Raw genomic sequence first — 25,891 nt, 5'->3', positions numbered from 1 at the left:
TATGTGAAGTACGAATTACAAAAAACTGATGGGCGCGCCCGTCGTGGTCGTTTGGTATTTGAGCGCGGTGTCGTCGAGACCCCGGCATTTATGCCTGTTGGCACCTATGGCACAGTTAAAGGGATGACACCGGAAGAAGTAAAAGAGACCGGTGCGCAAATCTTGCTGGGTAACACCTTCCATCTCTGGCTGCGCCCAGGGCAGGAAATTATGAAGCTGCACGGTGACTTGCATGATTTTATGCAATGGCACGGCCCGATTCTGACTGACTCAGGCGGCTTCCAAGTATTCAGTCTTGGTGCGATGCGGAAAATCAAAGAAGAAGGGGTGACATTCCAAAACCCGATCAACGGCGATAAAGTATTCCTTAGCCCAGAAAAATCAATGGAAATTCAGTACGATCTCGGCTCTGATATCGTGATGATTTTTGATGAATGCACCCCCTATCCAGCGGATTGGGATTATGCCAAGCGTTCGATGGAGATGTCGTTGCGCTGGGCGGCCCGTAGTCGCCAACGCTTTGATGAACTGAACAATAAAAATGCGTTGTTCGGTATTATTCAGGGCGGCGTTTACGAAGATTTACGTGATGTGTCCGTAAAAGGGCTGGTAGATATCGGTTTTGATGGTTACGCTGTGGGCGGTTTGGCGGTGGGTGAGCCAAAAGAAGATATGCATCGTATTCTGGAGCATGTCTGCCCGCAGATTCCGGCGGATAAACCACGTTATCTAATGGGCGTGGGCAAACCAGAGGATCTGGTAGAAGGTGTGCGCCGTGGTATCGACATGTTTGATTGTGTGATGCCTACGCGTAATGCCCGTAACGGCCATTTGTTCGTGACTGACGGTGTGGTAAAAATCCGTAATGCCAAGCATAAGAATGATGTTGCAACGTTGGATGAACACTGTGATTGCTACACTTGTCGCAATTATAGTCGTGCCTACTTGCATCATCTTGACCGTTGCAACGAAATACTGGGTGCGCGGCTAAACACCATTCATAACCTGCGTTACTACCAGCGCTTAATGGCGGGTTTACGTCAGGCTATTGAAGAGGGTAAATTAGAGGTCTTCGTTGAAGATTTCTATGGCCGGATTGGGAAACCTGTTCCGCCATTAAATGCCTGATTTTAAAATTATTGCCTTTGTATTTGTAGATCTAACAGTTACGATTTACCGTTTCTGTTTTATCGCACTGATTTCACATTACTGATATTGATAACAATGAGGGAATTTTAATGAGTCTTTTCATTTCCGATGCTGTCGCATCCGCTGGGGCTCCGGCTCAAAGCAGCCCGTACTCCCTGGTGATTATGCTGGTGGTATTTGGTCTTATTTTCTACTTCATGATCCTGCGTCCACAGCAAAAACGTGCCAAAGAACACAAAAAACTGATGGATTCTATTGGTAAAGGTGATGAAGTGCTAACCACGGGTGGTTTACTTGGTCGTGTAACTAAAGTTGCGGAAACGGGTTATATCGTAATCGCACTGAACGACACCACTGAAGTGATGATCAAACGTGACTTCGTTGCTGCCGTTTTACCGAAAGGTACAATGAAGGCTCTGTAATTTTCGATTTTCCCGAAGGGAATTGCCGTGTTAAACCGTTATCCTTTGTGGAAGTATCTGATGCTGATCGTTGTGATCTTCATCGGTCTGCTATATGCACTTCCCAACCTTTATGGTGAGGATCCGGCTGTTCAAATCACTGGTGCGCGAGGAATCGCCGCCAGTGAAACAACGCTGGTCCAAGTCCGTGACGTTTTAGAAAAAGACAACATAGCGAGCAAGTCTATTGCGCTGGAAAACGGTGCAATTCTGGCTCGCTTTAAAGATCCTGACGTCCAGTTGCGTGCCCGTGAGGCACTGATGGCTGCGATGGGTGACAAATACGTTATCGCGCTGAACCTGGCTCCGGCAACACCCTCTTGGCTTGCCAAGTTAGGTGCAGAGCCGATGAAGTTGGGTCTTGACCTGCGCGGCGGTGTGCACTTCCTGATGGAAGTGGATATGGATACTGCGCTGGGCAAACTGCAAGAGCAAACGATGGATACCCTGCGCACCGATCTGCGCGAGAAAAATATCCCGTATGCCACTGTGCGTAAGCTTGATAACTATGGTGTTGAAGTGCGTTTTCGCGATGATAAAACCCGCGATGATGCCGTCAGCTACCTCTCTTCTCGCCACCGTGATCTGGTCATTGGCTCCAATGGTAGCAATACCTTAAAAGCGGTGATGACTGATGACCGTCTGCGGGAAGCGCGTGAATATGCAGTTCAACAAAACATTACTATCCTGCGTAACCGGGTTAACCAGTTAGGTGTAGCCGAGCCGTTGGTTCAGCGCCAGGGATCGGATCGTATTGTGGTTGAATTACCGGGTATTCAGGATACTGCGCGTGCCAAAGAGATTCTTGGTGCGACGGCAACACTTGAGTTCCGTCTGGTAAATAGCAATGTTGATGCTTCTGTTGCTGCCTCCGGTCGTGTACCGGGTGATTCAGAAGTCAAAAATACCCGTGAAGGCCGCCCGGTTGTCTTGTACAAGCGCGTTATCCTGACCGGTGACCATATTACTGACTCGACCTCCAGCACCGACGAATATAACCAGGCTCAGGTTAATATCTCGCTCGATAGCGCCGGTGGTTCTCTGATGTCTAATTTTACCAAAGATAACATCGGCAAGCCGATGGCGACTTTGTTTGTAGAATATAAAGACAGCGGCAAAAAAGATGCTAACGGCAGGGCGATTCTGGTTAAGCAGGAAGAAGTTATCAACGTAGCGACTATTCAGTCACGCTTGGGTAACAGCTTCCGTATTACCGGTATTGATAACCCGGCTGAAGCTCGTCAGCTTTCCCTGTTACTGCGTGCGGGTGCTCTGATTGCCCCTATCCAGATTGTGGAAGAGCGTACTATCGGGCCAACTTTGGGGTCACAGAACATCACCCAAGGTCTGGAAGCTTGCTTGTGGGGCCTGGCGGTATCTATCCTGTTTATGGTGATTTACTACCGTAAATTTGGTGTGATTGCCAGTACTGCGCTGTTGGCTAACCTGGTGTTGATCGTGGGTGTGATGTCCTTGTTACCGGGGGCGACATTAACCATGCCGGGTATTGCCGGGATCGTATTGACATTGGCGGTAGCAGTTGATGCTAACGTACTGATTAACGAGCGAATAAAAGAAGAATTCAGGAACGGGCGTACGATCCAGCAAGCGATTCATGAAGGGTACAAAGGTGCCTTCTCAAGTATCGTCGATGCGAACGTAACGACGCTTATCACAGCCATTATTCTTTATGCTGTGGGTACCGGTTCGATTAAAGGCTTTGCCATTACAACGGCAATCGGTGTTATAACGTCAATGTTCACCGCTATAGTCGGTACTCGTGCCATCGTCAACCTGCTTTACGGCGGCAAGCGCATTAACAAGCTGTCTATCTGAGGAGTACGTTGTGGCACAGGATTATACTGTTGAACAACTGAACTATGGCCGTAGAGTCTATGACTTTATGCGCTGGGATTACGTTGCTTTCGGCGTCTCGTTGTTGCTGTTGGTGGCATCAATTGTGGTGATGTCCACTAAAGGGTTCAACTGGGGTCTGGATTTCACCGGTGGTACGGTGATTGAAATTAATCTGGAAAAACCTGCGGATCTGGATCAACTGCGTGACACGCTGGAGAAGGCGGGCTTTGAATCGCCAATCCTGCAAAATTTTGGTAGCACCCGTGATGTAATGGTACGTATGCCACCTGCTACCGGGACTGCTGGGCAGGAACTAGGTAACAAGGTTATTTCTGTTATCAATGAGTCAATTGATAAGAATGCCTCAGTAAAACGTATTGAGTTCGTCGGGCCAAGCGTGGGCAGTGATTTAGCCCAGGCAGGCGGCATGGCGTTGCTAGTCGCGTTACTGTGTATTCTGGTTTATGTTGGTTTCCGTTTTGAATGGCGTTTGGCGCTGGGGGCGGTTATCGCTTTGGCCCATGACGTGGTCATTACCATGGGGATCTTGTCGTTGTTCCAAATTGAGATTGACCTGACCATCATTGCTTCATTGATGTCGGTTATTGGTTACTCACTAAACGACAGTATTGTGGTATCAGACCGTATTCGTGAGAACTTCCGCAAGATCCGCCGCGGTACGCCTTATGAAATCATGAACGTGTCTCTGACCCAGACCTTAAGCCGTACTATTATGACCTCTGCAACTACGCTGATGGTGGTATTGATGCTGTTCATCTTCGGTGGTGCGATGCTGCAAGGCTTCTCACTGACGATGTTGATCGGTGTTTCCATCGGTACGGTTTCATCCATCTACGTTGCGTCCGCGCTGGCGTTGAAACTGGGTATGAAACGTGAACACATGTTGCAGCAGAAAGTTGAGAAAGAAGGTGCAGACCAGCCTTCAATCCTGCCTTAAGTTGTAAGTGGCAGTACGAAAAGCAAGCCCTGATACTGGTGTATAGCTAGTATCAGGGCTTTTTTGTTTAAGTCATCAGACTTCATTTTGCAGTAAAAAACGATATTAAGTCATTTTTCTATCCGCTTTATTTATTACGAACGATTTTCAGCTTACTTATTCTTTTGAATAAAAAATCCCTGCTATGAATGAATTTTTTGTTTGCATTCACACTTTGTGATTTATAAGAATATAAGATAAATCAATTGATTTATTTTATAAGTTATAGAGTTGAACTGATAGTTGATTATTTTATGTTTGTTACTCTTTAGTGGTTATTTAAATGGGGGCTTAAAATAGAGGTGGATGATGGTTAATAAAATAAGTATGCCACATACAAATATAAATTATAAAAATGAAACTAATGAGATTTCACTCGCGGTTAATCTAAAAAATGAGCTTTTAACGTTTTTTATAAAAGCGGAAGGATGTAAGGAAACCCAAAAGAAAGGTAAAATGTCTAGTTTTAAAAACGATGTTATGACAGATGTCAGTGTGGAATCTATTATAAGTAAAGTAAATGCATACTTACTGAAATCAAGCGGCAGTAAGTACAATGAATTTCTTAAAGAGCTTAAATATGCCACAAGAAACAACAAGCTTACTATCTGTGATAAATATGATTTTTTAAAGGTAAATAACAGTAAATATCAATTTTCCATAAAGGCAGGAATGAGGCCGGATGCTGTTTTATCAACAGAGTCTTGTTCCAATGCGGCGTCTGTGGATCATGAAAAAATAAATTTAGCTAGAGAAAGTGTTCGATGTGCAGAGAATAAGCTAATGAAGCTTATAGACCTATATTATCTCGCTCAAGGTTTATTGGTAATGCATTGTCGGATTTTTGAATATAATATGTTTCAAGGGAAGGGTTTAACAATAAATAAAGACATCATATTTAAAGACAGCATGTCTGGGGAGCATGACTTAGCTAAACTTCAACTTCGATGCGAAAGAATGGAGAAACTGGCAGTGTCCTATGACACAGAAATAAACATGAATATGAGATTATTGCCTGATTTCAATAAGAATCTGGTTATCGTGTGCGAAACAAGCCCTGATGCCTTGGAATTGATAAACTCTCTGCTACCAAAATTATTAAATAAGCATGACACTCTTTGGACACGATTCGTGAATGCTATTGCTTCTGTCCTCTTTCCTGATTTATTCCAAGATAAAGAAAATGGAAATATACAGACAGCAAAAGACTTATTAGAATTAAAAGGGCTAATTACTGCATTAAGAAAAAAAACAGGTTATGACCGAGTGGTGCAAACAAATTGGCTCTATGGACTGGTTACTCAGATATTAGTTAAGGGCACACCAGCCCAATACCCTTTCGATCCTCTCAATATACTATCCCCGGATCGTAAAGTTTGGTTAGCACTGCAAAAGGAATGGCCAGTGTTGTTAAAGCCTAAATCCACCGAACCAGAACCCGTTCAATAGTTGAATCAAGATAAACTGCCGCTTCCGCACTTTGTTGTCGTGGCAGTTCGCGGTAAACTGGGGCTAAGTTTAGGCTCACTCATCAGGAAGCACTATGCATTGCCCGTTTTGTGCCGCTGTGGATACTAAAGTCATTGACTCCCGTCTGGTGAGCGATGGTTCGCAAGTGCGCCGCCGCCGCCAGTGTTTAGATTGTAATGAACGTTTTACCACTTTCGAAGTGGCAGAACTGGTGTTACCGCGCGTTGTTAAAAGTGATGATGTGCGCGAACCCTTTAACGAAGATAAATTGCGGCGTGGCATGCTGAAAGCATTAGAAAAGCGTCCTGTTAGCTCTGATGATGTCGAAACAGCAATAAGTCATATCAAATCCCAATTGCGCGCCACAGGCGAGCGGGAAGTTCCGACGAAAATGGTGGGTAACCTGGTGATGGAAGCCCTCAAACGGCTCGATAAAGTGGCCTATATTCGCTTCGCCTCGGTCTATCGTAGCTTTGAAGACATTCGTGAATTCGGTGAAGAAATTGCCCGTTTGCAGGATTAATCCGCGTCAAATGGTTATTTAGCAGCCATAAAGCAGCGCAATAAACGGAAGGAAAGCCATGCAGACTGATGAGTTCTATATGGCCCGCGCTTTTGAACTCGCGCGGTTAGGGCGGTTTACTACCCCGCCAAACCCAAATGTTGGGTGTGTATTGGTGCGTGATGGTGAAATTGTCGGCGAAGGGTATCATTTGCGAGCCGGGGAGCCACACGCCGAAGTACATGCATTACGCATGGCGGGCGAGAAAGCGCGCGGTGCAACGGCTTATGTCACCCTTGAGCCTTGTAGTCACCATGGGCGCACGCCGCCGTGTGCGGATGCACTGGTCTCCGCTGGTGTAATCCGGGTAGTTGCGGCCATGCAGGATCCCAATCCGCAAGTTGCTGGGCGCGGGCTGTATAAATTAAAGCAAGCCGGAATTGCGGTTGATCATGGTCTGATGTTGGCGCAGGCCGAGGCGGTTAATCTTGGCTTCCTAAAGCGGATGCGTACCGGTTTTCCCTATTTGCAATTGAAAATGGCAGCGTCATTAGATGGGCGTACCGCGATGGCCTCGGGTGAAAGCCAGTGGATTACGTCGCCACAGGCACGCCAGGATGTGCAGCGTTTTCGGGCTGAGAGTTCGGCGATCCTCAGTACCAGTGCCACCGTGTTAGCGGATGACCCTTCACTCACGGTGCGCTGGTCGGAGTTAGATGCCCAAACGCAAGCCTTATATCCCCAAGATTCACTGCGCCAGCCGGTTCGGATTATATTAGATAGCCATAATCGTGTAACACCTGAACACCAAGTGACACAACAAAATGGCCTATGCTGGTTAGCGCGGGTTGAGGCAGATCAGCAGCCATGGCCGGATAATGTCGAACAGTTATTGTTGCCTCGCCATGGCGGTGGTGTGGATTTGGTATTATTGATGATGCAACTTGGCAAGCGGCAAATTAACTCAGTGTGGGTTGAAGCCGGGCCACAACTGGCAGGCGCACTATTGCAGGCCGGTGTGGTTGATGAGTTAATTCTGTATATCGCGCCAAAACTGTTGGGTAGCGATGCCCGTGGATTGTGCCAGTTGGCTGGATTAACGCATCTATCACAAGCCCCCGAGTTTGTATTCAGCGATGTGCGCCAGGTGGGGCCAGATCTACGTTTGCGTTTGAAACCAAAGTATTAATTGAATTCTCTGGCAGAAATTCCCAAAGCTCAATCATCGCCTTGCCGAGCGTTTTGTAAATGCGCAGGGGCGGGACGTGAAAGAATATGATAGAATCCGCCCCCCTGCGGGGTATGAACCCATATTGAGGAAAGCTATGAACGTTATCGAAGGTGTTGTTGCTACTCCTAATGCCCGCGTGGCGATTGCAATTGCGCGTTTTAACAACTTTATCAACGACAGCCTGCTGGAAGGTGCAATTGATGCCCTGAAGCGCATTGGTCAGGTAGCTGATGACAACATTACTGTTGTTTGGGTGCCGGGTGCCTATGAGTTGCCGCTAGTTGCCAATGTATTAGCAAAAACAAATCGTTACGATGCGGTAATTGCGCTGGGTACGGTTATCCGTGGGGGAACTGCGCATTTTGAATATGTTGCTGGTGAAGCGAGTTCTGGCTTGGCAAGTGTAGCCATGAACAGCGATATTCCAGTCGCTTTCGGTGTGCTGACCACAGAAAGTATTGAGCAGGCTATTGAGCGTGCTGGTACTAAAGCGGGTAATAAAGGCGCAGAAGCTGCCCTGACCGCACTTGAAATGATTAATGTAATCAAAGCTATTAAAGGCTGAATTTAGTTAAGTTAAGGGGAATTACGTGAAACCTGCTGCTCGTCGCCGCGCTCGTGAGTGCGCTGTTCAAGCGCTTTACTCTTGGCAGTTGTCTAAAAACGACATCGCTGATGTTGAATTACAGTTCCTGTCGGAGCAGGATGTCAAAGATGTAGACATCTCCTATTTTCGCGAATTGCTGTCTGGGGTCGCAGTTAATGCCACATCTTTGGATGCGTTAATGGCACCTTTTCTTTCCCGCCAGCTCGAGGAATTAGGTCAGGTTGAAAGAGCGATTCTGCGTATTGCACTGTTTGAACTGAGCAAACGTGATGATGTCCCTTATAAAGTGGCAATCAATGAAGCGATCGAACTGGCCAAGACTTTCGGTGCGGAAGATAGTCATAAATTCGTAAACGGCGTGCTGGATAAAGTGGCTCCAACAGTACGTAAAAAGAAATAATATACCCAAAGTCATTGGCACGGCTAGCACCGTGTCAAGTGAAGAGGGATATGATTAAGGCCGGTTCTCGGCCTTAATCATATATCGGTAAACACTCCTGGAATTGTATTATGGCATGTGGCGAATTTGACCTCATTGCCCGCTACTTTGACCGGTTTAGAAGTAATCGCCGTGATGTGGAGCTGGGTATTGGAGACGACTGCGCACTTCTTACAGTGGCAGAAAAACAGCTTTTGGCCATCAGTACGGATACGCTGGTGTCCGGTGTTCACTTCCTACCGGATATCGATCCGGCCGATCTTGGTTACAAATGTTTAGCGGTAAACCTTAGCGATTTAGCTGCGATGGGTGCCGATCCTGCCTGGTTATCTCTTGCTATAACCCTACCAAGTATAAATGAAGACTGGTTGCAGGCATTCAGTGATAGTTTATTTGATCAACTTAATTATTACGGTATGCAACTGATTGGTGGTGATACTACTCGTGGGCCATTGAGTCTAACGCTGACCATCCAAGGTTTGGTACCGGAAGGGCGGGCATTGACCCGGGCTGGTGCGCGAATTGGTGACTGGATTTATGTTACCGGCACGCTGGGCGACAGCGCCGCAGGGCTGGCGATTTTGCAAAATGTGTTGCGAGTTGATAACGAAACAGATCGGTCTGCATTAATTCATCGTCATTTGCGGCCCCAACCTCGCGTGTTGCAAGGGCAGGCATTGCGCGACCTTGCCAGCTCCGCCATCGATATCTCCGACGGGCTGATCTCCGATCTGCAACATATCCTGAAAGCGAGCAATTGTGGGGCACGTATTGAATTAGATGCCTTGCCTTACTCTGATGCGCTAACACGCCAGGTTGACGCTGAACAGGCTCTACGCTGGGCGTTGAGTGGCGGCGAAGATTATGAGTTGTGCTTTACCGTACCTGAGATAAACCGTGGTGCACTAGATGTCGCGCTCAGTAACACCGGTGCAAGCTATACTTGTATTGGACAGGTAGGCCCGCAATCGGAAGGCGTTAAATTCTTCCGTGAAGGTAAGGCCATACAACTGGATTTTCGTGGTTTTGATCACTTCTCAACAGGTAAATCCCATGGATGAAGCCAAACGCCGTTTGCGGTTAACCAATCCTTGGCATTTGCTGGCAACCGGTTTTGGTAGTGGTTTATCACCGTGGGCGCCCGGTACCATGGGGTCAATTGCGGCGATCCCATTCTGGCTGTTATTGATCCAGCTACCGTGGCAGCTTTATTCTTTGGCTGTGATGTTCAGCATCTGTATTGGTGTCTATATTTGTCATCGTACCGCCAAAGATATGCAGGTTCATGACCATGGCAGTATCGTTTGGGATGAATTTGTCGGCATGTGGATCACTCTGATGGCATTGCCCGTCAATCATTGGCAATGGGTCGCAGCGGGTTTTGTCGCGTTCCGAGTTTTCGATATCTGGAAGCCGTGGCCGATTCGCTGGTTTGATCGCAATGTCCATGGTGGCATGGGGATCATGATTGACGACATTATTGCCGGGGTGATTGCTGCCGCGATTATTTTTGTTGTGGGGCATTACTGGCCAGCAGATCTGTTCTACTGATACCCGTCATCTTTCAAGTTGCAGGTGTGTTGGCTTCATTCGCTTACCCGAATCACTGACTCATGTCAGCTCATCGGGATGCACTTACTTGCCGCCTTCCTGCACCTTGAAATCTATAGGGTATGTGTGGTCATCTTCCAAGTTGCAGGTGTGTTGGCTGCATGCGCTTACCCGAATCACTGACTCATGTCAGCTCATCGGGATGCACTTACTTGCCGCCTTCCTGCACCTTGAAATCTATAAGGTATGTGTGGTCATCTTTCAAGTTGCAGGTGAAATTCGAACCAAGGGAAACACTCCGTTCGGGTCGTAGTGGCGCGAGCCACCGGAGCGGTTGTAGGAGTGGTCGGCCTTGGCTCAATCTGTGTAAATTAAGTTGTTATCACGCCAGCCAGGCTTCAATTTGGCGCTGTATACCCGCAGCATCTAACCCAAACTCAGCGCGCATTTCCTCTTGTTCACCTTGTGGCACAAAACTGTCCGATAAACCGAGATTCAGTACCGGTACCAATTGGCGTTTCGCCATCAGCAATTCATTCACACCGCTACCAGCCCCCCCTATAATGGCGTTCTCTTCCACGGTAACCAATACCTCATGGCTGGCAGCCATTTCCAGTACCAGCGCCTCATCCAGTGGCTTAACAAAACGCATATCTACCAAGGTGGCATTAAGGTTATCGGCGACAAGTTGTGCTTGAGCCAGTAAAGTACCGAAGCACAATATGGCAATCTTTTCACCTTCACGGCGCACAATCCCTTTACCTATCGGCATGATCTCTAACGGTTTCAGGTCGGCACCGGTGCCGTTGCCACGTGGATAACGTACCGCCGCAGGGCCATTGTGGTGATAACCGGTGTGAAGCATCTGACGGCACTCATTTTCATCGCTTGGGGTCATGATGACCATATTTGGAATGCAGCGCATGAATGAGAGGTCAAACGCACCCTGATGGGTTTGACCATCAGCCCCCACCAGACCACCACGGTCAATAGCAAACAGCACGGGTAGGTTCTGGATGGCAACATCATGGATCAGTTGGTCATATGCCCGTTGCAGGAAAGTTGAGTAGATAGCCACAATCGGTTTGTAGCCCCCGATTGCCAACCCAGCGGCAAAGGTCACTGCATGTTGCTCAGCGATAGCCACATCGAAATATTGCTGAGGGTATTCACGAGAGAAACGCACCATGCCAGAGCCTTCGCGCATGGCAGGGGTGACGGCCATTAACTGGCTGTCTTTGGCGGCGGTTTCACATAACCATTCACCAAAAATCTTGGAATAAGTCGGCAGGTTACCCTGGCTTTTCGGTAAAGTACCCGCGGCGGGATCAAACTTCGGCACTGCATGCCAGCCAATCGGATCTTTTTCAGCCGGTGCGTAGCCTTTGCCCTTTTTAGTCATGATGTGCAGCAGTTGCGGGCCTTTTAGGTCACGCATGTTTTTCAACGTTTGTGCCAATGCTTGTACATCGTGCCCATCAACCGGGCCAATATAATTGAAGCCTAATTCTTCGAATAAGGTACTTGGCACCACCATCCCTTTTAGGTGCTCTTCAGTCCGTTTCAGCAGATCTTTAATCGGTGGTAAGCCAGAAAATGCCTTTTTGCCGCCTTCACGCAGGCTGGCATAGAGCTTACCCGATAATAACTGAGCCAGATGATTGTTCAAGCCACCGACATTTTCTGAGATAGACATTTCATTATCGTTGAGAATAACCAGCATGTCGGAGTGAATATCACCGGCATGGTTCATGGCTTCGAAAGCCATGCCCGCCGTAATAGCACCGTCACCGATAACACAAACCGTACGCCGCCCTTTACCTTCCCGTTCCGCTGCGACAGCCATCCCCAGGCCCGCACTGATTGAGGTTGAGGAATGACCAACAGAGAGCACATCATATTCACTTTCACCACGCCAAGGGAAAGGATGTAAACCACCTTTCTGGCGAATCGTCCCGATCTGTTCACGGCGACCCGTCAATATTTTGTGCGGATAAGCTTGATGGCCTACGTCCCACACCAGACTATCAAAAGGTGTCTTGTAGACGTAATGCAACGCGACAGTTAGCTCGACCACGCCCAGCCCGGAAGCAAAGTGCCCACTGGAGCGGCTGACGGATGCAAGCAAATACTGCCGTAGTTCATCACATAACTTCGGCAGGCTTTCTTTCGGCAGCATGCGCAGTTCTTCAGGATTCTGTGCAAGTGCCAATGTCGGGTATTTGGCTATATCAAGGCTCATTCGATGCTCATATCAAAAGTGGGTGCATACCTTGGAACCTGTTGCGGCAAGGTGGTTCGCTTTACCTGACAGCAACATTAAGTTCTTGGGGTATATCAGCGTTTATTAACGATCAGTCTATTTCTAGTTATCACGCTCAATAATAAAACAGGCTAACGCCTGCAACGGCGCTATGTTATAGGATTGCTCTGACAAGGCATTCAGGGCGCTGAGCGCTTCCTGATACAAATCCAGTGCTTTGGCCTTGGCATTGTCTAATCCCAGCAGTGCCGGATAAGTGCTTTTGCCGAGTTGCTGGTCTGATCCCTGACGCTTACCAATTGTAGCTGTATCGCCGATAACGTCTAAGATATCGTCCTGAACCTGAAAGGCCAGACCAATGGCCTCACTGTAACGATCAAGTAACGGTAGCGCGCTGCGCCCTGGAGCCCCTGCCGCCAATGCACCGAGGCGAACTGCTGCGCGGATCAATGCACCGGTTTTATAGCGGTGGATCTGTTCAAGATTGGTCAGTGAAATCTGGCGCGCTTCGGCTTCCAGATCCAATGCCTGGCCCCCACACATCCCCGCAACACCGCTGGCCTTAGCTAATTCGGCAATCATCGACAAGCGATCTTTATTTGCCACATCGGGCATATTCGCTTCAGCCAGAATAGAGAACGCGAGCGTTTGCAGTGCGTCCCCCGCCAGAATGGCATTGGCCTCACCAAATTTCACATGGCAAGTCGGCTGGCCACGGCGTAAATCATCGTCATCCATGGCCGGTAAATCATCATGAATTAATGAATAGGCATGGATACATTCAATTGCAGCCGCAGGGGCATCTAAATTCGTCAGCGACAGACCAAACATTTGACCGGTGGCATAAACCAGATAAGGGCGCAGCCGCTTACCGCCGAGCACAGCACCATAACGCATGGCGGCAACTAAGTCGCTGTCACCAAAGGGTAGCGGAGCAATAAAATCAAGCAGTGCCTGATTGACCCGTTGTTGATGAGCCGCAAGTTGCTGCTGAAAATCAGCAGATGAGTGGGCGATAGACATAAGGCTACTCAGCATCCGGGGTAAAAGGTGCCAACGGTGCATCTACATCATCACTGAGAAGAACTTGCACGCGTTGTTCGGCTTGTAACAAGGTTTGCTGCCCCTGACGGGCCAGTTGCACACCCCGTTCGAATTCGTTTAACGCCTCTTCCAGCGGTAATTCACCGGACTCCAGGCGGGTCACAATCTGTTCCAGTTCGCTGAGCGATGTCTCAAAACTGGTCGCTTTGGTTTCTGGTGTTGCGGCTTTTTTCGGCATAGTGCTATTCGACTCGATATTTTTATGAAACGTGACATTGATGGTGCGTAACCCAGCCCTGCTAATGAGGTTTTCTCTAAGAGTGACTCACCATATCAATCACATTCGGGCCAAAAAATTATTACCGGCTATTCTAGCGGATAATGAAGGGGAAATCGTGACGTTTAAGTCGGGTTTTTAGTACGCAGTGGCACGTCATATAGTGATATACTCCTCGGCTTGCATGTTTTCGCTAAAGCCTTTGACTGTTGCTATCAATAGCAGCGCCATCACTCCATAACCAGACAACTAAAGACCGCCATGAAGTTTATCATTAAATTGTTCCCAGAAATCACCATCAAGAGTCAATCTGTGCGATTGCGCTTCATTAAGATCCTCACTACGAATATTCGCAATGTACTGAAAAACCTTGAGGACGATACCCTTGCGGTAGTCCGTCATTGGGATCATATTGAAATTCGTACCAAAGATGACAATCTTGGCCCGGTTATCTGTGATGCGCTGACCCGCGTGCCGGGGATTCACCATATTCTCGAAGTAGAAGATCGCAGCTACACCGATATGCACAATATTTTTGAGCAGACGCTGGAAGCCTATCGCGAGACACTGATCGGGAAAACCTTCTGTGTGCGGGTGAAGCGCCGTGGCAAGCATGAGTTTTCGTCTGGTGATGTTGAGCGATACGTCGGTGGCGGTCTGAATCAACATATTGAAAGCGCTAAAGTAAAGCTGAGTCACCCTCAGGTCACGGTGCATCTGGAAGTCGATCAGGACAAACTGACGCTGATTAAGGCGCGCCATGAAGGGTTGGGGGGCTTCCCGATCGGTACGCAGGAGGATGTGTTATCGCTGATTTCAGGCGGTTTTGACTCAGGCGTATCCAGTTATATGCTCATGCGCCGTGGTTGCCGTGTACACTATTGCTTCTTCAATCTCGGTGGCTCCGCCCACGAAATTGGTGTTAAACAGGTGGCTCATTATCTGTGGAGCCGTTTTGGTAGCTCCCACCGGGTACGTTTTGTTGCTATTGATTTTGAACCGGTTGTTGGCGAAATCCTCGAAAAAGTCGAAGACGGTCAGATGGGCGTAGTACTCAAGCGCATGATGGTGCGAGCAGCATCTCAGGTTGCGGAACGTTATGGTGTGCAGGCACTGGTTACCGGTGAAGCGCTGGGGCAGGTTTCCAGCCAGACATTAACCAATCTGCGTTTAATTGATAATGCTTCAGATACCCTAATTTTACGCCCGCTGATATCCCATGACAAAGAACACATCATTAATCTGGCGCGGCATATCGGCACTGAAGATTTCGCAAAAACCATGCCGGAATATTGTGGCGTAATTTCGAAAAGCCCGACGGTGAAAGCGGTCAAAGCCAAGATTGAAGAAGAGGAGTCCCACTTTGATTTCTCTATTCTGGACCGAGTCGTCAGCGAAGCTAAAAACGTTGATATTCGCGAAATTGCCGAACAAAGCCGCGAACAGGTAGTTGAAGTTGAAACGGTTGCAGAATTGGCCGATACCGATGTGCTGCTGGATATTCGTGCTCCCGATGAGCAGGAAGAAAAGCCACTGAAGCTGGACGGGATTGAAGTCCGTGCGCTACCGTTCTATAAACTGAGTTCGCAATTTGCCGATTTGGATCAGAGCAAGAGCTATCTACTGTATTGCGATCGCGGTGTGATGAGCCGTTTGCAGGCGCTTTATTTGCGTGAGCAGGGGTATACAAACGTAAAAGTGTACCGCCCTTAGTTTTTGAATAATTGACTGCTACTGCGCTTTGCCATTCTGGGCTTGCGCAGTGCTCGCCGCCGTCACGTACTACGTGTACGCTCCGTTGGCTGTGCGCTGGGCGCACCCAGACTGACTTTGCTCGCTACGCCTCGTTGGGGGGAGTTAACGGCTACTGCGCTTTGCCATTCTGGGCTTGCGCAGTGCTCGCCGCCATCACGTACTACGTGTACGCTCCGTTGGGGGGAGTTAACGGCTACTGCGCGTAGCTAACCAACCCTGCGGCTTCAAGTCCGAAGGGTATAGTTATAAATCCCCGGTGGCAGCACCAACTGCCAGGCGATCTCTTCTGCCTTTTCCCTTCCTAGCAGCAAAAATACGATCTTCAGTGCAAAATCGATGGCGGTACCTGGCCCTTGGCTGGTGACCAAATTCACCCGTCGATCATAGACCACCCGCTGATCCATCCATTTAGTGGCATCGATTTTATCTTTCAGCGCCGGGAAGCCGGTCATATTGCCGACAGGGAACAAATTATGATGCTCAAGCACCAAGGCGGGAGCGGCGCAAATAGCGGCCACCAATCGCCCTTCATTATGGGTTTGACGCACAGTGGCAACCAACAGTGGGCTATCACGAAAACATTCCGCACCTTTTATGCCGCCAGGCAGGACGACCACATCAAATTTCTGATCCGCCACATCCACTAAACGGGTATCTGCCAGCAACCGGACACCACGCGAACAGACAATTTCCAATGCCCCATCACTGGCGACACTGGCGGTTGTTACCTTGATACCGGCGCGCACCAGAACATCAATAGTGGTGACCGCCTCAGTCTCTTCACTACCAGGAGCCAGGCAAACCAGCGCCGATACGCTCATACTCATTTTCCTTCCGTTTGATTAAATCATACAGCCGAGCATTTTCCGGTAACGTCATACCGTGATTGCGTGCGCGCTGCAGTAAATAGCCGGTAATATAATCTATCTCGGTATGCCGCTGGCAGCGTAAATCCTGCAATAACGATGAGATATTATCTGCGGTACTCTGAATGACATCGTTAACATAGCTTAAAAGACTGCTGGTGGAAGTGTGGTAGCCCTCCATCTCCATCACACTGGCTACCTCGGCACATAAACGGGTAACCAGCTCCGGGTAACGCTGCAAGTCACCATTGCGGCAGTTATATAGGCCAGTGAGTGGGTTAATTACACAGTTTACCGCCAGTTTTTGCCAACAAGCGGCGGATATATCGTTATGCCAGGCGACATCCGGCAACGCCTGATGCAATACATCGGCCAGATGGCTGATATCTATTGCCGTTGGGGTGGTTGGGCCAATATGAGTAATACCGCTAGCGACATGGACAATCGTGTTGCCGTCATGTCGGGCTGCATGGGTGGTTACACCATGCAGAAATGTATACTCATTATGCGGAAGCTCCTCCTCAGTCCCCATACCATTATGCAGCAGTAAAATCTTGCACTCAGGGTTGAGCTTGGGTAATAGGGCGATGACGGCGCTGGACACTTGCCACGCCTTTAAACACACCAGTAGTAATTCACTTTTCGACAAATGCTCGGGATCGTTAGTCGGCAGGTTCTGATTGAACGCCTCATTGCTTAACGTAATAACATTGACCGAACAAAAGGGCTGTGGCACACGGAGCCAGCCTTGTACATCATGGCCTTGCTGATACAGCGCTGATAGCCATAACTGCCCGAGAGCTCCGCAACCAAGCACAGTAATTTTCATTGAAACCCCCTTGGTGTAAGCGGAAAGCACACTGCTTGTTTCTAAGTGTTATGCTTTGATTATACCCTAAATAATTCGAGTTGCAGGAAGGCGGTAAGTGAGTGACCCCCTAAGAGCTTACATCAGTAAGTGACTGGGGTGGTTGAGCGCGGCCAACGTACATGCAGCTTGAAGTATGACGGGGATATAGACTTTTTGGTCATTAAACGCAGGGCTGACAACAAATCGGATCCGCTAATAACAGTGGCTTCGTTGCGTAATTGTCAGCGGCTTGGCTTTGTCTGCGCGGATAAAGCGGTTATTATGCTTGCCAGTCATCTTATCAGGAGGAGGGAATATGCCATCTTTCGACATCGTATCTGAAATTGATATGCAGGAAGTGCGTAACGCAGTTGAAAACGCCACCCGTGATCTGGCGAACCGTTGGGATTTTCGTAATGTTCCGGCCAGTTTTGAGTTAAATGAAAAGAACGAAAGTATCAAAGTTGTCAGCGAATCTGATTTTCAGGTTGAGCAGTTGCTGGATATTTTGCGCGCTCAATTGAGCAAGCGTGGCATTGAAGGTGCTGCATTGGAGATCCCGGAAGAGATGGATCGCAGTGGTAAAACCTACAGTGTGGAAGCCAAGCTGAAACAAGGGATCGAAAGTGTGCAGGCTAAGAAGCTGGTTAAACTGATTAAAGACAGCAAGCTGAAAGTTCAGGCACAAATTCAGGGCGAACAAGTCCGGGTAACGGGCAAAGCGCGTGATGATTTGCAGAGCGTCATGGCATTGATTCGTGGTGCTGATCTGGGGCAGCCATTCCAGTTCAATAACTTCCGCGACTGATATTGCATCGATGGATATACAGGTACAAAGGTGCTGTTCACCTTTGTACCACAATGTATTCCTATACCGCGTTAACTAACTGCTCCAACTGGTTGCGATTAGTCTGTTTGGTATCCACTTTGATATATGCGCTGCGTTCAGCCGTTACCACTACCGCTTCCGTCACGCCTGGCTGAGCTTTAAGCCGCTGTTCCAATGCTGAGTCTTTCACTGCCAATTCTGACAAGGTAATTCGCAGGCTACTGACATACGGCGGTTCCTGCATGGTGGTACTGACGGCAAACCACACTAATGCAATCACTGCACCGCCAGCAAACACCATACTTGCCCCTTCCATACCAAATAGCCAGCCACCCAAGCTGCCACCAATAGCGACACCTATAAATTGGCTGGTGGAATAGATCCCCATTGCGGTGCCTTTATAACCGGCTGGCGACTCTTTACTGATCAATGATGGCAAGATAGCCTCCATCACGTTGAACGCAATGAAGAATAATTGTACGCCAGCAATAATCACCCAGAGGTTATGACCGGCAGACCACAGCACCATTTCGGCAGCAAACAACACCGCAACGCAGCCCATAAAGACCTGTTTCATTCGGCGTTTGACTTCAGCATAAATAATGAATGGCACCACAGCCGCGAATGAAATCAACATGGTCACCAGATACACTTTCCAGTGTTGAGCTGGGGCCAAACCTGCATTGGCCATAATCTGCGGTAATGCGACAAAGCTCGACATCAGCAAAATATGCAGGCACATAATGCCAAAATTGAGTTTAAGCAACCGACTGTTACTCAACACCTTGCTGACGCTACCTTTGACAATGCTCGATTCGCGGTTAAGTACATGGCTATCCGCATCCGGCACCACAGCTAATGTGATGACAATACCTAATAGTGCCAGTATGGCTATAGCCCAGAACAGGGCATGCAGGCCAAAGGCATGGGTGACGATTGGCCCAAGCACCATGGCAATCGCAAAGGTAATACCAAAACTGACGCCGATAAAGGCCATAGCTTTGGTGCGATTTTGTTCACGGGTCAAATCAGACAACAGTGCCATGACGGCGGCGGCAATGGCACCAGAGCCTTGCAGCGCGCGGCCAAGAATAATGCCCCAAATAGAATCACTCATAGCAGCAATTACGCTACCAAGCGCAAAAATTAACAGGCCGCCAACGATCAGCGGTTTGCGGCCAATACGATCGGAAACTAATCCAAAAGGGATCTGGAAAATGGCTTGGGCCAATCCGTAGATACCAATCGCAATGCCGATCAGCGCTTCGCTGGCACCGGAAAGTGCCATGCCATAGGTGGTGAGAACCGGCAACACCATAAACATGCCTAGCATGCGCAGTGAGAATACCGTACCCAGCCCCCAGGTTGCCCGAAGCTCAAGCGGAGTCATTTTATTGTCGTTCATTACACCTCAAAAAAACATTCTGCACGATATCGCCATCTTTCAAGGTGCAGGTGTGTTGGCCGCACTTTGAAATCTATAGTGTGTATTGTAATGATGTTAATAGGGGCCGGTAAATCTATTGATGTTTAGAATGTATTACAGGCAAGATTTTAGGGAAAAGCAGGGCAGGGCGGAAATAAAAAGTGGCTGGCAGTAATAGGCCCACCAGCCACTCTATTCGTATCTATCAACGCGGTTGGCGTTACCCGACGTAAGTCAGTAATCCAGCCGCTGAGGAAGGGACATTGAAATCAACTGACATCATGACGCTCAATGACGTAATAGCAATGATAGAGAAGACAAAGAGTTTTCTCGCCCACACACTGTCATTGGTTGCTTTGTAGCCACGTAATGCCATGCCCAGCCACCAGACACTGACCGCCGCCGCGACGACCAGATACTTATAACCGGCATAACCACTTAATGTCAGCATCAGGGTCGCAACCATAAATGCCAGAATATACAAGGTAATATGGTTTTTGGTGACCGATATGCCTTTTATTACCGGCAGAACCGGAATGTTGGCAGCCTGATAATCCTTAAAGCGGAAAATCGCAATGGCATAGGAGTGCGGCATCTGCCACAAGCTGAAAATCAGCAGCAAAATCAATGCACCCATATCGAACTGGCCGGTGACCGCACAGTAACCAATCACTGGTGGTGCGGCTCCAGACAGGCTACCGATCAATGTCCCGTAGACTGACTTACGTTTCATGTAGAGGCTATACACCCCGACATAGATAACGAAACCGATAACCGCCAGCACCATTGCTAATGGATTGGCGGCCACGTAGAGCAACAGCATGCCAACAATACCCAGTACGGACGCATAAATCAGGCTCACTTTCGGATCGATAAGCCCTTTAACCAGGACACGATTCTTCGTTCTCTCCATGATGCGATCGATATCACGGTCGATATAGTTGTTAAATACGCACCCGGAGGCAACAACTAACGAGACACCGATCAGGGTGGCGAGAAAAAGGGGGTAATCAATCACGCCTTTGGAAGCGAGGAGAAATCCCCCAACGACAGAAATTAAATTGCCGAAAATAATTCCTGGTTTAGTTACTTGCAGGTATTGCTTAATCATCACATGCAGCTCTTCAGTCAACCATCATATTGATGTTGAGGTTGTACATAATCCAGAGTGAGCCCACTACAACGATTGCGATAATCATAGCGGTGAACAGGAACGCCACCAGATTCCAACGTTCTTCAGACGATCCATTCATATGCAGGAAGTACACCAGATGCACAATAATCTGCACCACAGCTAAACCAACCACCGTGGCCAGAATAGTTGTATGAGAGGCGGTACCACTCATCACCATAGCGAATGGAATAACTGTCAGAATCACCGACAGAATGAAGCCAATAAGATATGACTTCAAACTACCGTGGCTGGCTCCACCGTGAGTCGTTGTTGGGTGACTAGATGTTGGATGACTCATTACATGGCTCCTAACAGATAGACAACGGTGAACACACAGATCCACACCACGTCCAGGAAGTGCCAGAACAAGCTCAGACACATCAGGCGGGTACGGTTGGTTTCATTCAGACCGCGTTTTGCTACCTGAATCATCATAATGATGATCCAGACCAGACCAGTGGTAACGTGAATACCATGGGTGGCAACCAGTGCGAAGAAGCTGGACAGGAACGCGCTGCGATCCGGGCCATAACCTTCAGCAATCAGGTGATGGAATTCATAGATTTCCATTGCCACAAAGCCCAGACCGAACAGGAAGGTCAGACCTAACCAAGTATTAACCTGATTTTTATGGCCTTTATTCATGCCCAGCATCGCGATGCCGTAAGTAATACTACTGAACAACAACAGGAAGGTTTCGACCAGAACAAAGTTCAAATCGAAGATATCCCGCCCTGAAGGACCGCCAGCGGTCCCGTTTACCAACACTGCATAAGTTGCGAACAACGTCGCAAACAAAATACAGTCGCTCATCAGGTAGATCCAGAAGCCGAAGACTTTCGTCGCTCCCGCATCGTGATGCCCATGCTCTGCATGGGCGACGTTGTGGTTAGTCAGAGTTTCAGTTGACATGATTCACGCCTGCTTTGCTGATTTGTTCATGATGAAGATTTTCAATGCGCTCAACTTCTGCAACTGGCACATAGTAATCAACATCCTCGTCGAAGCTCTTCACAATCCAGGTAACAATCATGCCGACAAAGCCAATAATGGCCAGCCACCAGATGTACCAGATCATGGCAAAGCCGAAGATCAAGCTGAAGCCAGCAATAATCACACCTGCACCGGTATTCTTCGGCATGTGGATTTCTTCGTATTTCGCCGGACGTTTGTAGGCTTCGCCTTTCTCTTTCATATCCCAGAACTCGTCACGGTCGACGACGTTAGGCACTACGGCGAAGTTATAGAACGGCGGTGGGGAAGAGGTAGACCACTCCAGCGTACGGCCACCCCATGGGTCACCGGTCAGATCGCGGTTTTGTTCGCGGTCACGGATACTCACGAAGACCTGGATAACCTGACACAAGATACCGCAGGCAATTAATGCTGCACCACCTGCTGCCACCATCAACATCGCATGGAACTCTGGATTGATATCCTGGCTCAGACGACGGGTCATGCCCATAAAGCCCAGGACATACAGCGGCATAAAGGCAACGAAGAAACCGATGATCCAGAACCAGAAGGCACGGATACCCCATTTCTCATTAAGCGTAAAGCCGAAGGACTTAGGCCACCAGTAAGTCAAGCCAGCAAAGCAACCGAACACCACACCACCGATAATCACGTTATGGAAGTGGGCAATCAGGAACAGACTGTTGTGCAGAACGAAGTTTGCACCTGGAACCGCCAGCAGAACCCCGGTCATCCCACCGATAGAGAAGGTGATAATGAAGCCAATGGTCCACAGCATTGCAGAGTGAAACTGAATACGGCCCTGATACATGGTGAACAACCAGTTGAAGATTTTCACCCCTGTTGGGATGGAAATGATCATTGTGGCTATACCGAAGAAGGCGTTAACGTTGGCACCGGATCCCATAGTAAAGAAGTGGTGTAGCCAAACGATAAACGACAGTACGGTGATAGCGATGGTGGCCCACACTAAAGAGGTGTAACCGAACAGGCGTTTTTTAGAGAAGGTCGCGGTAACTTCGGAGAACACCCCAAACACCGGCAGGACCAAAATGTACACTTCTGGATGGCCCCAGGCCCAAATCAAGTTGATGTACATCATCATGTTGCCACCCATATCATTGGTAAAGAAATGGGTGCCAAGGTAACGGTCCAGGGTCAGTAACGCGACGGTCACAGTCAGGATCGGGAAAGAAACGATAATCAAAATGTTGGTGCAAAGTGCCGCCCATGTGAAGACAGGCATCTTCATCATCGACATGCCAGGTGCACGCATTTTCAAAATAGTGGCGAAGAAGTTAACACCGGTCAGCAAGGTCCCCAGACCGGAGATCTGTAGACTCCATATCCAGTAATCTACCCCGACACCTGGGTTGTACTCTTTACCTGACAGTGGCGGATAGGCCAACCAACCGGTTCCTGCGAATTCACCCACTCCCAGAGAGATGTTAATTAACACCACCCCGACGACAAAGAACCAGAAGCTCAGTGAGTTCAGGAACGGGAAGGCAACGTCACGAGCACCGATTTGTAGCGGTACGACTATGTTCATCAGGCCAACCACAAACGGCATCGCCATGAAGAAAATCATGATAACGCCGTGAGCGGTGAAAATCTGATCATAGTGATGAGGTGGCAGGAAGCCAGCCTCACCTGCGGAAGCAAGTGCTTGCTGGCTACGCATCATGATGGCGTCGGCAAAACCACGCAACAGCATGACCATGGCGACCAGAATGTACATGATACCGATTTTCTTATGGTCAACCGAAGTCAGCCATTCGCTCCATAACCATTTCCATTTACCGAAATAGGTCAAGGCGGCGACTAATGCTAGCCCACCCAGAATAATTGCAGCAACGGTAACCATAATGATTGGTTCGTGTAGTGGAACCGCATCAAGTGTTAATTTTCCCAACATCGTTTTATTCCTCGGCTCCGGCGTGAGCGGCGTGTTCGCCCATATCCATGCCCTGGCTCATATCCATGCCTTTATGCATGTCATCGCCTTTCTGGTGCATGTTCATATCGCCCATAAACTTGCCAATAATTCCTTTAAACAGCTCCGGTTTAACACTGGAGAAATACTCAACCGGGCTATTTTCGCTCGGTTCAGCCAGTTTATTGAAATCGTCAGTGGTATTCAGGGTGTTCGGCGATTTTTTCACCTGTGCGACCCACTGGTTGAAGTCTTCCTGCGTTGGTGTTGCAATCGCAGTGAATTTCATACCAGAGAAGCCTTTACCGCTGAAGCTACTGGAAATACCGTTGTATTTACCGGCTTCGTTAGCAATCAGATGCAGCTTGGTTTGCATCCCGGCCATCGCATAAATCTGCCCGCCTAACTGAGGGATAAAGAACGAGTTCATTACTGAGTTAGAAGTGATTTTGAAATTCACCGGAACATCAGTAGGGAAGGCCAGTTCATTAACTGTAGCAATACCTTGCTCTGGATAGATAAATAGCCATTTCCAGTCAAGGGAAACCACTTCAATCGTGATCGGTTCTTTACCGGCCACTACGATAGGTTTGAACGGGTCAAGCTCGTGGGAGGTTTTCCACGTTATCGTCGCCAAAATAGCGATGATAATGATTGGAACAGCCCAGACAACAAGCTCAATTTTGTTGGAATGGGACCAGTTTGGGGTGTAGGTCGCACTTTTGTTGGACGCGCGGAACTTCCATGCAAAAGCAAACGCCATAAAAATAACCGGAACCACGACGATCAACATTAAACCGATAGCAGTAAGTATCAGTGTTTTTTGTTCGACTCCGATTGCGCCTTTGGGGTTCATCAATGCCATATCGCAACCACTGAGCATTACCGTGGCTGCAAATAAAGACAACATACCCATATTTTTAATGTATTTCTTAAGTCTCATCTAACGACCTCAATTACAAAAGGGCTCTATTGTCGTTTCATGTGTGCGGGCATTTTACGGGAAGGTTGCAAGACTGTAAACATGCTTAAGATTGTGTCAGCGGCTTGTTGACACTTTATGTTAAGGGGGTCACAGATGTTGCCTTGCGTGGTAATTTACTAATAGCAACAATATGTTGGCGGTGAGACATGGCTGCCAGACTGCGGATGTTAAGGAAAAACAACGGTAATTAGCCTTTTACTCATGGGAAATACTGATTTTAAATTCGTAAATAGGCTTATTTTGTGTAAATAATATGTGGTGCAAAAGTAAATTAAAATATATTCCGAGGTGATCTAAATAGCCACCTCGGAATCATTCAGCTAGAAATTATATTTAATAGAGTAAATGATAGCATCTTGTAAAAAGTCTTCGCCCAGTTTGTTATAAGCATAGCGGTACTGGATACCGGTGGTGAATTGCTTAACAGGTGTCCACCACAGTGAAATGGCACCGTTCACACCATTACGGCCACCGTTACCCGCCGCATAGCGTTCTGCACGGTTGAATTCAAGCTCATTCCAGTTGGTAATACTGAATTTTTCATCAAACGCGGTGAAGTCATATCCTGCAACCCAACCCACCACATAACCGTTATTACCTGAATAATAGGTTTGATCAACATAATGTAATGCCACGAAAGGCTTCATCCACACGCCCGCTAGGGTTGCGTTATAGCCAACACCGTACAAGGTGTTAACTTCGTGGAAGTTACTGTAATCATTACCTTCAGCACTTGGTAGCGAGTATGTGCCATAGACGTGACCGTACAGGTTGAATCCGGTATCACCTAAATAGTAACGGCCAGTCGTTTTAAAGGTGTAGCGCTGATTATCACCGGGTTGTGCTGTTTTTGAATTAAATGGGTTTTCTAGATCAAAGAAGCCATAAACCTCCCCCCAGCTATAACCTGCACCCCCTTCTAACTCGATATAGGCGAAGTCATCTTTATGTGATGAATCCCCTGATTTATGCGTAGTGCTTCGGGTCCAGTCAAGATAGTTCATGCTGATATTACCAAAACCCCACTGGTATTCAGCTTGTGCAACCGGAGCCAAAGTGATTGCTGTCAGCGCGAGCGCACCGATAAGAATTTTACGCATAAATGCCTCTGTGTAGTTGAAAGATGTCAGGGGAAACAAAAGGACACAGTCCTTAACAAAAAGTGCGCTCATCATAGTCTTACAGCACGAAAGGATAAAGAGTCGAAAGTGACTTGGATCTCATTTTGTGAATAACAATATGCAACT

25 protein-coding genes are annotated in these 25,891 nt (G+C 48.1%); 13 read left to right on the top strand and 12 right to left on the bottom strand.

Annotation, left to right across the window (positions count from 1 at the left end):
• The first annotated feature begins 3 nt into the window (after nucleotides 1–3).
• From tgt to pgpA, 11 genes are all read left to right on the top strand, one after another.
• A complete protein-coding gene (gene tgt, locus A6J67_RS20890; RefSeq protein WP_032905586.1) occupies nucleotides 4–1,128 on the top strand; it encodes a tRNA guanosine(34) transglycosylase Tgt in 1,125 nt (374 codons plus the stop codon).
• Between the two features lie 110 nt (nucleotides 1,129–1,238).
• On the top strand, nucleotides 1,239–1,571 hold the full coding sequence (yajC, locus tag A6J67_RS20885) for a preprotein translocase subunit YajC (protein ID WP_005166605.1): 333 nt from the start codon (nucleotides 1,239–1,241) through the stop codon (nucleotides 1,569–1,571).
• Nucleotides 1,572–1,598: 27 nt separating this feature from the next.
• Nucleotides 1,599–3,446: a protein translocase subunit SecD gene (secD, locus tag A6J67_RS20880; RefSeq protein ID WP_005182101.1), complete on the top strand. Its 1,848-nt coding sequence runs from the start codon at nucleotides 1,599–1,601 to the stop codon at nucleotides 3,444–3,446.
• Between the two features lie 10 nt (nucleotides 3,447–3,456).
• Nucleotides 3,457–4,425 (top strand): protein translocase subunit SecF, encoded by a 969-nt coding sequence (secF, locus tag A6J67_RS20875; RefSeq protein WP_005182104.1) that lies wholly within the window; start codon nucleotides 3,457–3,459, stop codon nucleotides 4,423–4,425.
• A gap of 345 nt (nucleotides 4,426–4,770) precedes the next feature.
• Nucleotides 4,771–5,913: a hypothetical protein gene (locus tag A6J67_RS20870; RefSeq protein WP_125461934.1), complete on the top strand. Its 1,143-nt coding sequence runs from the start codon at nucleotides 4,771–4,773 to the stop codon at nucleotides 5,911–5,913.
• Nucleotides 5,914–6,007: 94 nt separating this feature from the next.
• The gene (gene nrdR, locus A6J67_RS20865) at nucleotides 6,008–6,457 is read left to right on the top strand and encodes a transcriptional regulator NrdR (RefSeq protein WP_005182112.1); all 450 of its coding nucleotides are present in this window, start codon (nucleotides 6,008–6,010) and stop codon (nucleotides 6,455–6,457) included.
• Nucleotides 6,458–6,515: 58 nt separating this feature from the next.
• On the top strand, nucleotides 6,516–7,625 hold the full coding sequence (ribD, locus tag A6J67_RS20860) for a bifunctional diaminohydroxyphosphoribosylaminopyrimidine deaminase/5-amino-6-(5-phosphoribosylamino)uracil reductase RibD (RefSeq protein WP_050288437.1): 1,110 nt from the start codon (nucleotides 6,516–6,518) through the stop codon (nucleotides 7,623–7,625).
• Between the two features lie 136 nt (nucleotides 7,626–7,761).
• Nucleotides 7,762–8,232, top strand: coding sequence for a 6,7-dimethyl-8-ribityllumazine synthase (gene ribE, locus A6J67_RS20855; RefSeq protein WP_005182120.1), 471 nt, complete (start codon nucleotides 7,762–7,764; stop codon nucleotides 8,230–8,232).
• Nucleotides 8,233–8,257: 25 nt separating this feature from the next.
• Nucleotides 8,258–8,674, top strand: coding sequence for a transcription antitermination factor NusB (gene nusB / locus A6J67_RS20850; protein ID WP_005182123.1), 417 nt, complete (start codon nucleotides 8,258–8,260; stop codon nucleotides 8,672–8,674).
• 110 nt (nucleotides 8,675–8,784) lie between these two features.
• Nucleotides 8,785–9,774, top strand: a complete 990-nt coding sequence (thiL, locus tag A6J67_RS20845) for a thiamine-phosphate kinase (RefSeq protein ID WP_032905590.1) — start codon at nucleotides 8,785–8,787, stop codon at nucleotides 9,772–9,774.
• A complete protein-coding gene (gene pgpA, locus A6J67_RS20840) occupies nucleotides 9,767–10,264 on the top strand; it encodes a phosphatidylglycerophosphatase A (RefSeq protein WP_032905591.1) in 498 nt (165 codons plus the stop codon). The genes thiL and pgpA overlap by 8 nt, the downstream gene beginning before the upstream one ends.
• A 382-nt stretch (nucleotides 10,265–10,646) precedes the next feature.
• Here pgpA and dxs read toward each other — a convergent pair whose 3' ends face one another.
• The 3 genes from dxs to xseB form a co-directional block, all read right to left on the bottom strand.
• A complete protein-coding gene (gene dxs, locus A6J67_RS20835; RefSeq protein ID WP_050297417.1) occupies nucleotides 10,647–12,506 on the bottom strand; it encodes a 1-deoxy-D-xylulose-5-phosphate synthase in 1,860 nt (619 codons plus the stop codon).
• 123 nt (nucleotides 12,507–12,629) lie between these two features.
• Nucleotides 12,630–13,550, bottom strand: coding sequence for a (2E,6E)-farnesyl diphosphate synthase (gene ispA, locus A6J67_RS20830; RefSeq protein ID WP_042569278.1), 921 nt, complete (start codon nucleotides 13,548–13,550; stop codon nucleotides 12,630–12,632).
• 4 nt (nucleotides 13,551–13,554) lie between these two features.
• Nucleotides 13,555–13,809: an exodeoxyribonuclease VII small subunit gene (xseB, locus tag A6J67_RS20825; protein WP_005182160.1), complete on the bottom strand. Its 255-nt coding sequence runs from the start codon at nucleotides 13,807–13,809 to the stop codon at nucleotides 13,555–13,557.
• Nucleotides 13,810–14,109: 300 nt separating this feature from the next.
• Between xseB and thiI the strand changes: the two genes are divergently transcribed.
• A complete protein-coding gene (gene thiI / locus A6J67_RS20820; RefSeq protein ID WP_005182164.1) occupies nucleotides 14,110–15,561 on the top strand; it encodes a tRNA uracil 4-sulfurtransferase ThiI in 1,452 nt (483 codons plus the stop codon).
• A gap of 266 nt (nucleotides 15,562–15,827) precedes the next feature.
• On the opposite strand, the gene yajL is transcribed toward thiI, so the two are convergent.
• Nucleotides 15,828–16,424 (bottom strand): protein deglycase YajL, encoded by a 597-nt coding sequence (gene yajL, locus A6J67_RS20810; protein WP_050073439.1) that lies wholly within the window; start codon nucleotides 16,422–16,424, stop codon nucleotides 15,828–15,830.
• Complete coding sequence (gene panE / locus A6J67_RS20805; protein ID WP_005182168.1) at nucleotides 16,387–17,298, bottom strand: 2-dehydropantoate 2-reductase; 912 nt, start codon at nucleotides 17,296–17,298, stop codon at nucleotides 16,387–16,389. The genes yajL and panE overlap by 38 nt, the downstream gene beginning before the upstream one ends.
• A 337-nt stretch (nucleotides 17,299–17,635) precedes the next feature.
• Between panE and A6J67_RS20795 the strand changes: the two genes are divergently transcribed.
• Nucleotides 17,636–18,127, top strand: a complete 492-nt coding sequence (locus A6J67_RS20795; protein ID WP_005182170.1) for a YajQ family cyclic di-GMP-binding protein — start codon at nucleotides 17,636–17,638, stop codon at nucleotides 18,125–18,127.
• A gap of 61 nt (nucleotides 18,128–18,188) precedes the next feature.
• Here the strand turns inward: A6J67_RS20795 and A6J67_RS20790 are convergent, their stop codons facing one another.
• The 7 genes from A6J67_RS20790 to A6J67_RS20760 all read right to left on the bottom strand — a co-directional run bounded on the left by A6J67_RS20790 (nucleotide 18,189) and on the right by A6J67_RS20760 (nucleotide 25,744).
• Nucleotides 18,189–19,553: an MFS transporter gene (locus A6J67_RS20790; protein ID WP_005182172.1), complete on the bottom strand. Its 1,365-nt coding sequence runs from the start codon at nucleotides 19,551–19,553 to the stop codon at nucleotides 18,189–18,191.
• Nucleotides 19,554–19,794: 241 nt separating this feature from the next.
• On the bottom strand, nucleotides 19,795–20,685 hold the full coding sequence (cyoE, locus tag A6J67_RS20785) for a heme o synthase (RefSeq protein WP_005182174.1): 891 nt from the start codon (nucleotides 20,683–20,685) through the stop codon (nucleotides 19,795–19,797).
• Nucleotides 20,686–20,698: 13 nt separating this feature from the next.
• Entirely contained in the window at nucleotides 20,699–21,046 is a 348-nt protein-coding gene (locus tag A6J67_RS20780) for a cytochrome o ubiquinol oxidase subunit IV (RefSeq protein ID WP_032812973.1), read from the bottom strand.
• Nucleotides 21,046–21,660: a cytochrome o ubiquinol oxidase subunit III gene (locus tag A6J67_RS20775; protein WP_032905593.1), complete on the bottom strand. Its 615-nt coding sequence runs from the start codon at nucleotides 21,658–21,660 to the stop codon at nucleotides 21,046–21,048. Before A6J67_RS20775 ends, A6J67_RS20780 begins: the two co-directional genes overlap by 1 nt.
• The gene (gene cyoB, locus A6J67_RS20770; RefSeq protein ID WP_005182181.1) at nucleotides 21,650–23,641 is read right to left on the bottom strand and encodes a cytochrome o ubiquinol oxidase subunit I; all 1,992 of its coding nucleotides are present in this window, start codon (nucleotides 23,639–23,641) and stop codon (nucleotides 21,650–21,652) included. The genes A6J67_RS20775 and cyoB overlap by 11 nt, the downstream gene beginning before the upstream one ends.
• A 4-nt stretch (nucleotides 23,642–23,645) precedes the next feature.
• Entirely contained in the window at nucleotides 23,646–24,602 is a 957-nt protein-coding gene (gene cyoA / locus A6J67_RS20765; RefSeq protein WP_032905595.1) for a cytochrome o ubiquinol oxidase subunit II, read from the bottom strand.
• 362 nt (nucleotides 24,603–24,964) lie between these two features.
• Nucleotides 24,965–25,744: an outer membrane protein OmpK gene (locus A6J67_RS20760; protein WP_005182185.1), complete on the bottom strand. Its 780-nt coding sequence runs from the start codon at nucleotides 25,742–25,744 to the stop codon at nucleotides 24,965–24,967.
• Nucleotides 25,745–25,891: the final 147 nt, after the last annotated feature.

This window comes from Yersinia sp. FDAARGOS_228 (genome assembly GCF_002073315.2).
GTDB classification, from domain to species: Bacteria; Pseudomonadota; Gammaproteobacteria; order Enterobacterales; family Enterobacteriaceae; genus Yersinia; species Yersinia intermedia.
The sequence above is the reverse complement of the archived record's forward strand: the minus strand, read 5'-3'. Positions and strand labels throughout refer to the sequence as shown.

Excerpts from the sequence above, each read along its gene's own strand:
- yajC (WP_005166605.1), top strand. The coding sequence starts at position 1,239 with ATGAGTCTTTTCATTTCCGATGCTGTCGCATCCGCTGGGGCTCCGGCT.
- A6J67_RS20870 (WP_125461934.1), top strand. The coding sequence starts at position 4,771 with ATGATGGTTAATAAAATAAGTATGCCACATACAAATATAAATTATAAA.
- nrdR (WP_005182112.1), top strand. The coding sequence starts at position 6,008 with ATGCATTGCCCGTTTTGTGCCGCTGTGGATACTAAAGTCATTGACTCC.
- ribD (WP_050288437.1), top strand. The coding sequence starts at position 6,516 with ATGCAGACTGATGAGTTCTATATGGCCCGCGCTTTTGAACTCGCGCGG.
- ribE (WP_005182120.1), top strand. The coding sequence starts at position 7,762 with ATGAACGTTATCGAAGGTGTTGTTGCTACTCCTAATGCCCGCGTGGCG.
- thiL (WP_032905590.1), top strand. The coding sequence starts at position 8,785 with ATGGCATGTGGCGAATTTGACCTCATTGCCCGCTACTTTGACCGGTTT.
- pgpA (WP_032905591.1), top strand. The coding sequence starts at position 9,767 with ATGGATGAAGCCAAACGCCGTTTGCGGTTAACCAATCCTTGGCATTTG.
- dxs (WP_050297417.1), bottom strand. The coding sequence starts at position 12,506 with ATGAGCCTTGATATAGCCAAATACCCGACATTGGCACTTGCACAGAAT.
- ispA (WP_042569278.1), bottom strand. The coding sequence starts at position 13,550 with ATGTCTATCGCCCACTCATCTGCTGATTTTCAGCAGCAACTTGCGGCT.
- xseB (WP_005182160.1), bottom strand. The coding sequence starts at position 13,809 with ATGCCGAAAAAAGCCGCAACACCAGAAACCAAAGCGACCAGTTTTGAG.
- thiI (WP_005182164.1), top strand. The coding sequence starts at position 14,110 with ATGAAGTTTATCATTAAATTGTTCCCAGAAATCACCATCAAGAGTCAA.
- yajL (WP_050073439.1), bottom strand. The coding sequence starts at position 16,424 with ATGAGCGTATCGGCGCTGGTTTGCCTGGCTCCTGGTAGTGAAGAGACT.
- panE (WP_005182168.1), bottom strand. The coding sequence starts at position 17,298 with ATGAAAATTACTGTGCTTGGTTGCGGAGCTCTCGGGCAGTTATGGCTA.
- A6J67_RS20795 (WP_005182170.1), top strand. The coding sequence starts at position 17,636 with ATGCCATCTTTCGACATCGTATCTGAAATTGATATGCAGGAAGTGCGT.
- A6J67_RS20790 (WP_005182172.1), bottom strand. The coding sequence starts at position 19,553 with ATGAACGACAATAAAATGACTCCGCTTGAGCTTCGGGCAACCTGGGGG.
- cyoE (WP_005182174.1), bottom strand. The coding sequence starts at position 20,685 with ATGATTAAGCAATACCTGCAAGTAACTAAACCAGGAATTATTTTCGGC.
- A6J67_RS20780 (WP_032812973.1), bottom strand. The coding sequence starts at position 21,046 with ATGAGTCATCCAACATCTAGTCACCCAACAACGACTCACGGTGGAGCC.
- A6J67_RS20775 (WP_032905593.1), bottom strand. The coding sequence starts at position 21,660 with ATGTCAACTGAAACTCTGACTAACCACAACGTCGCCCATGCAGAGCAT.
- cyoB (WP_005182181.1), bottom strand. The coding sequence starts at position 23,641 with ATGTTGGGAAAATTAACACTTGATGCGGTTCCACTACACGAACCAATC.
- cyoA (WP_032905595.1), bottom strand. The coding sequence starts at position 24,602 with ATGAGACTTAAGAAATACATTAAAAATATGGGTATGTTGTCTTTATTT.
- A6J67_RS20760 (WP_005182185.1), bottom strand. The coding sequence starts at position 25,744 with ATGCGTAAAATTCTTATCGGTGCGCTCGCGCTGACAGCAATCACTTTG.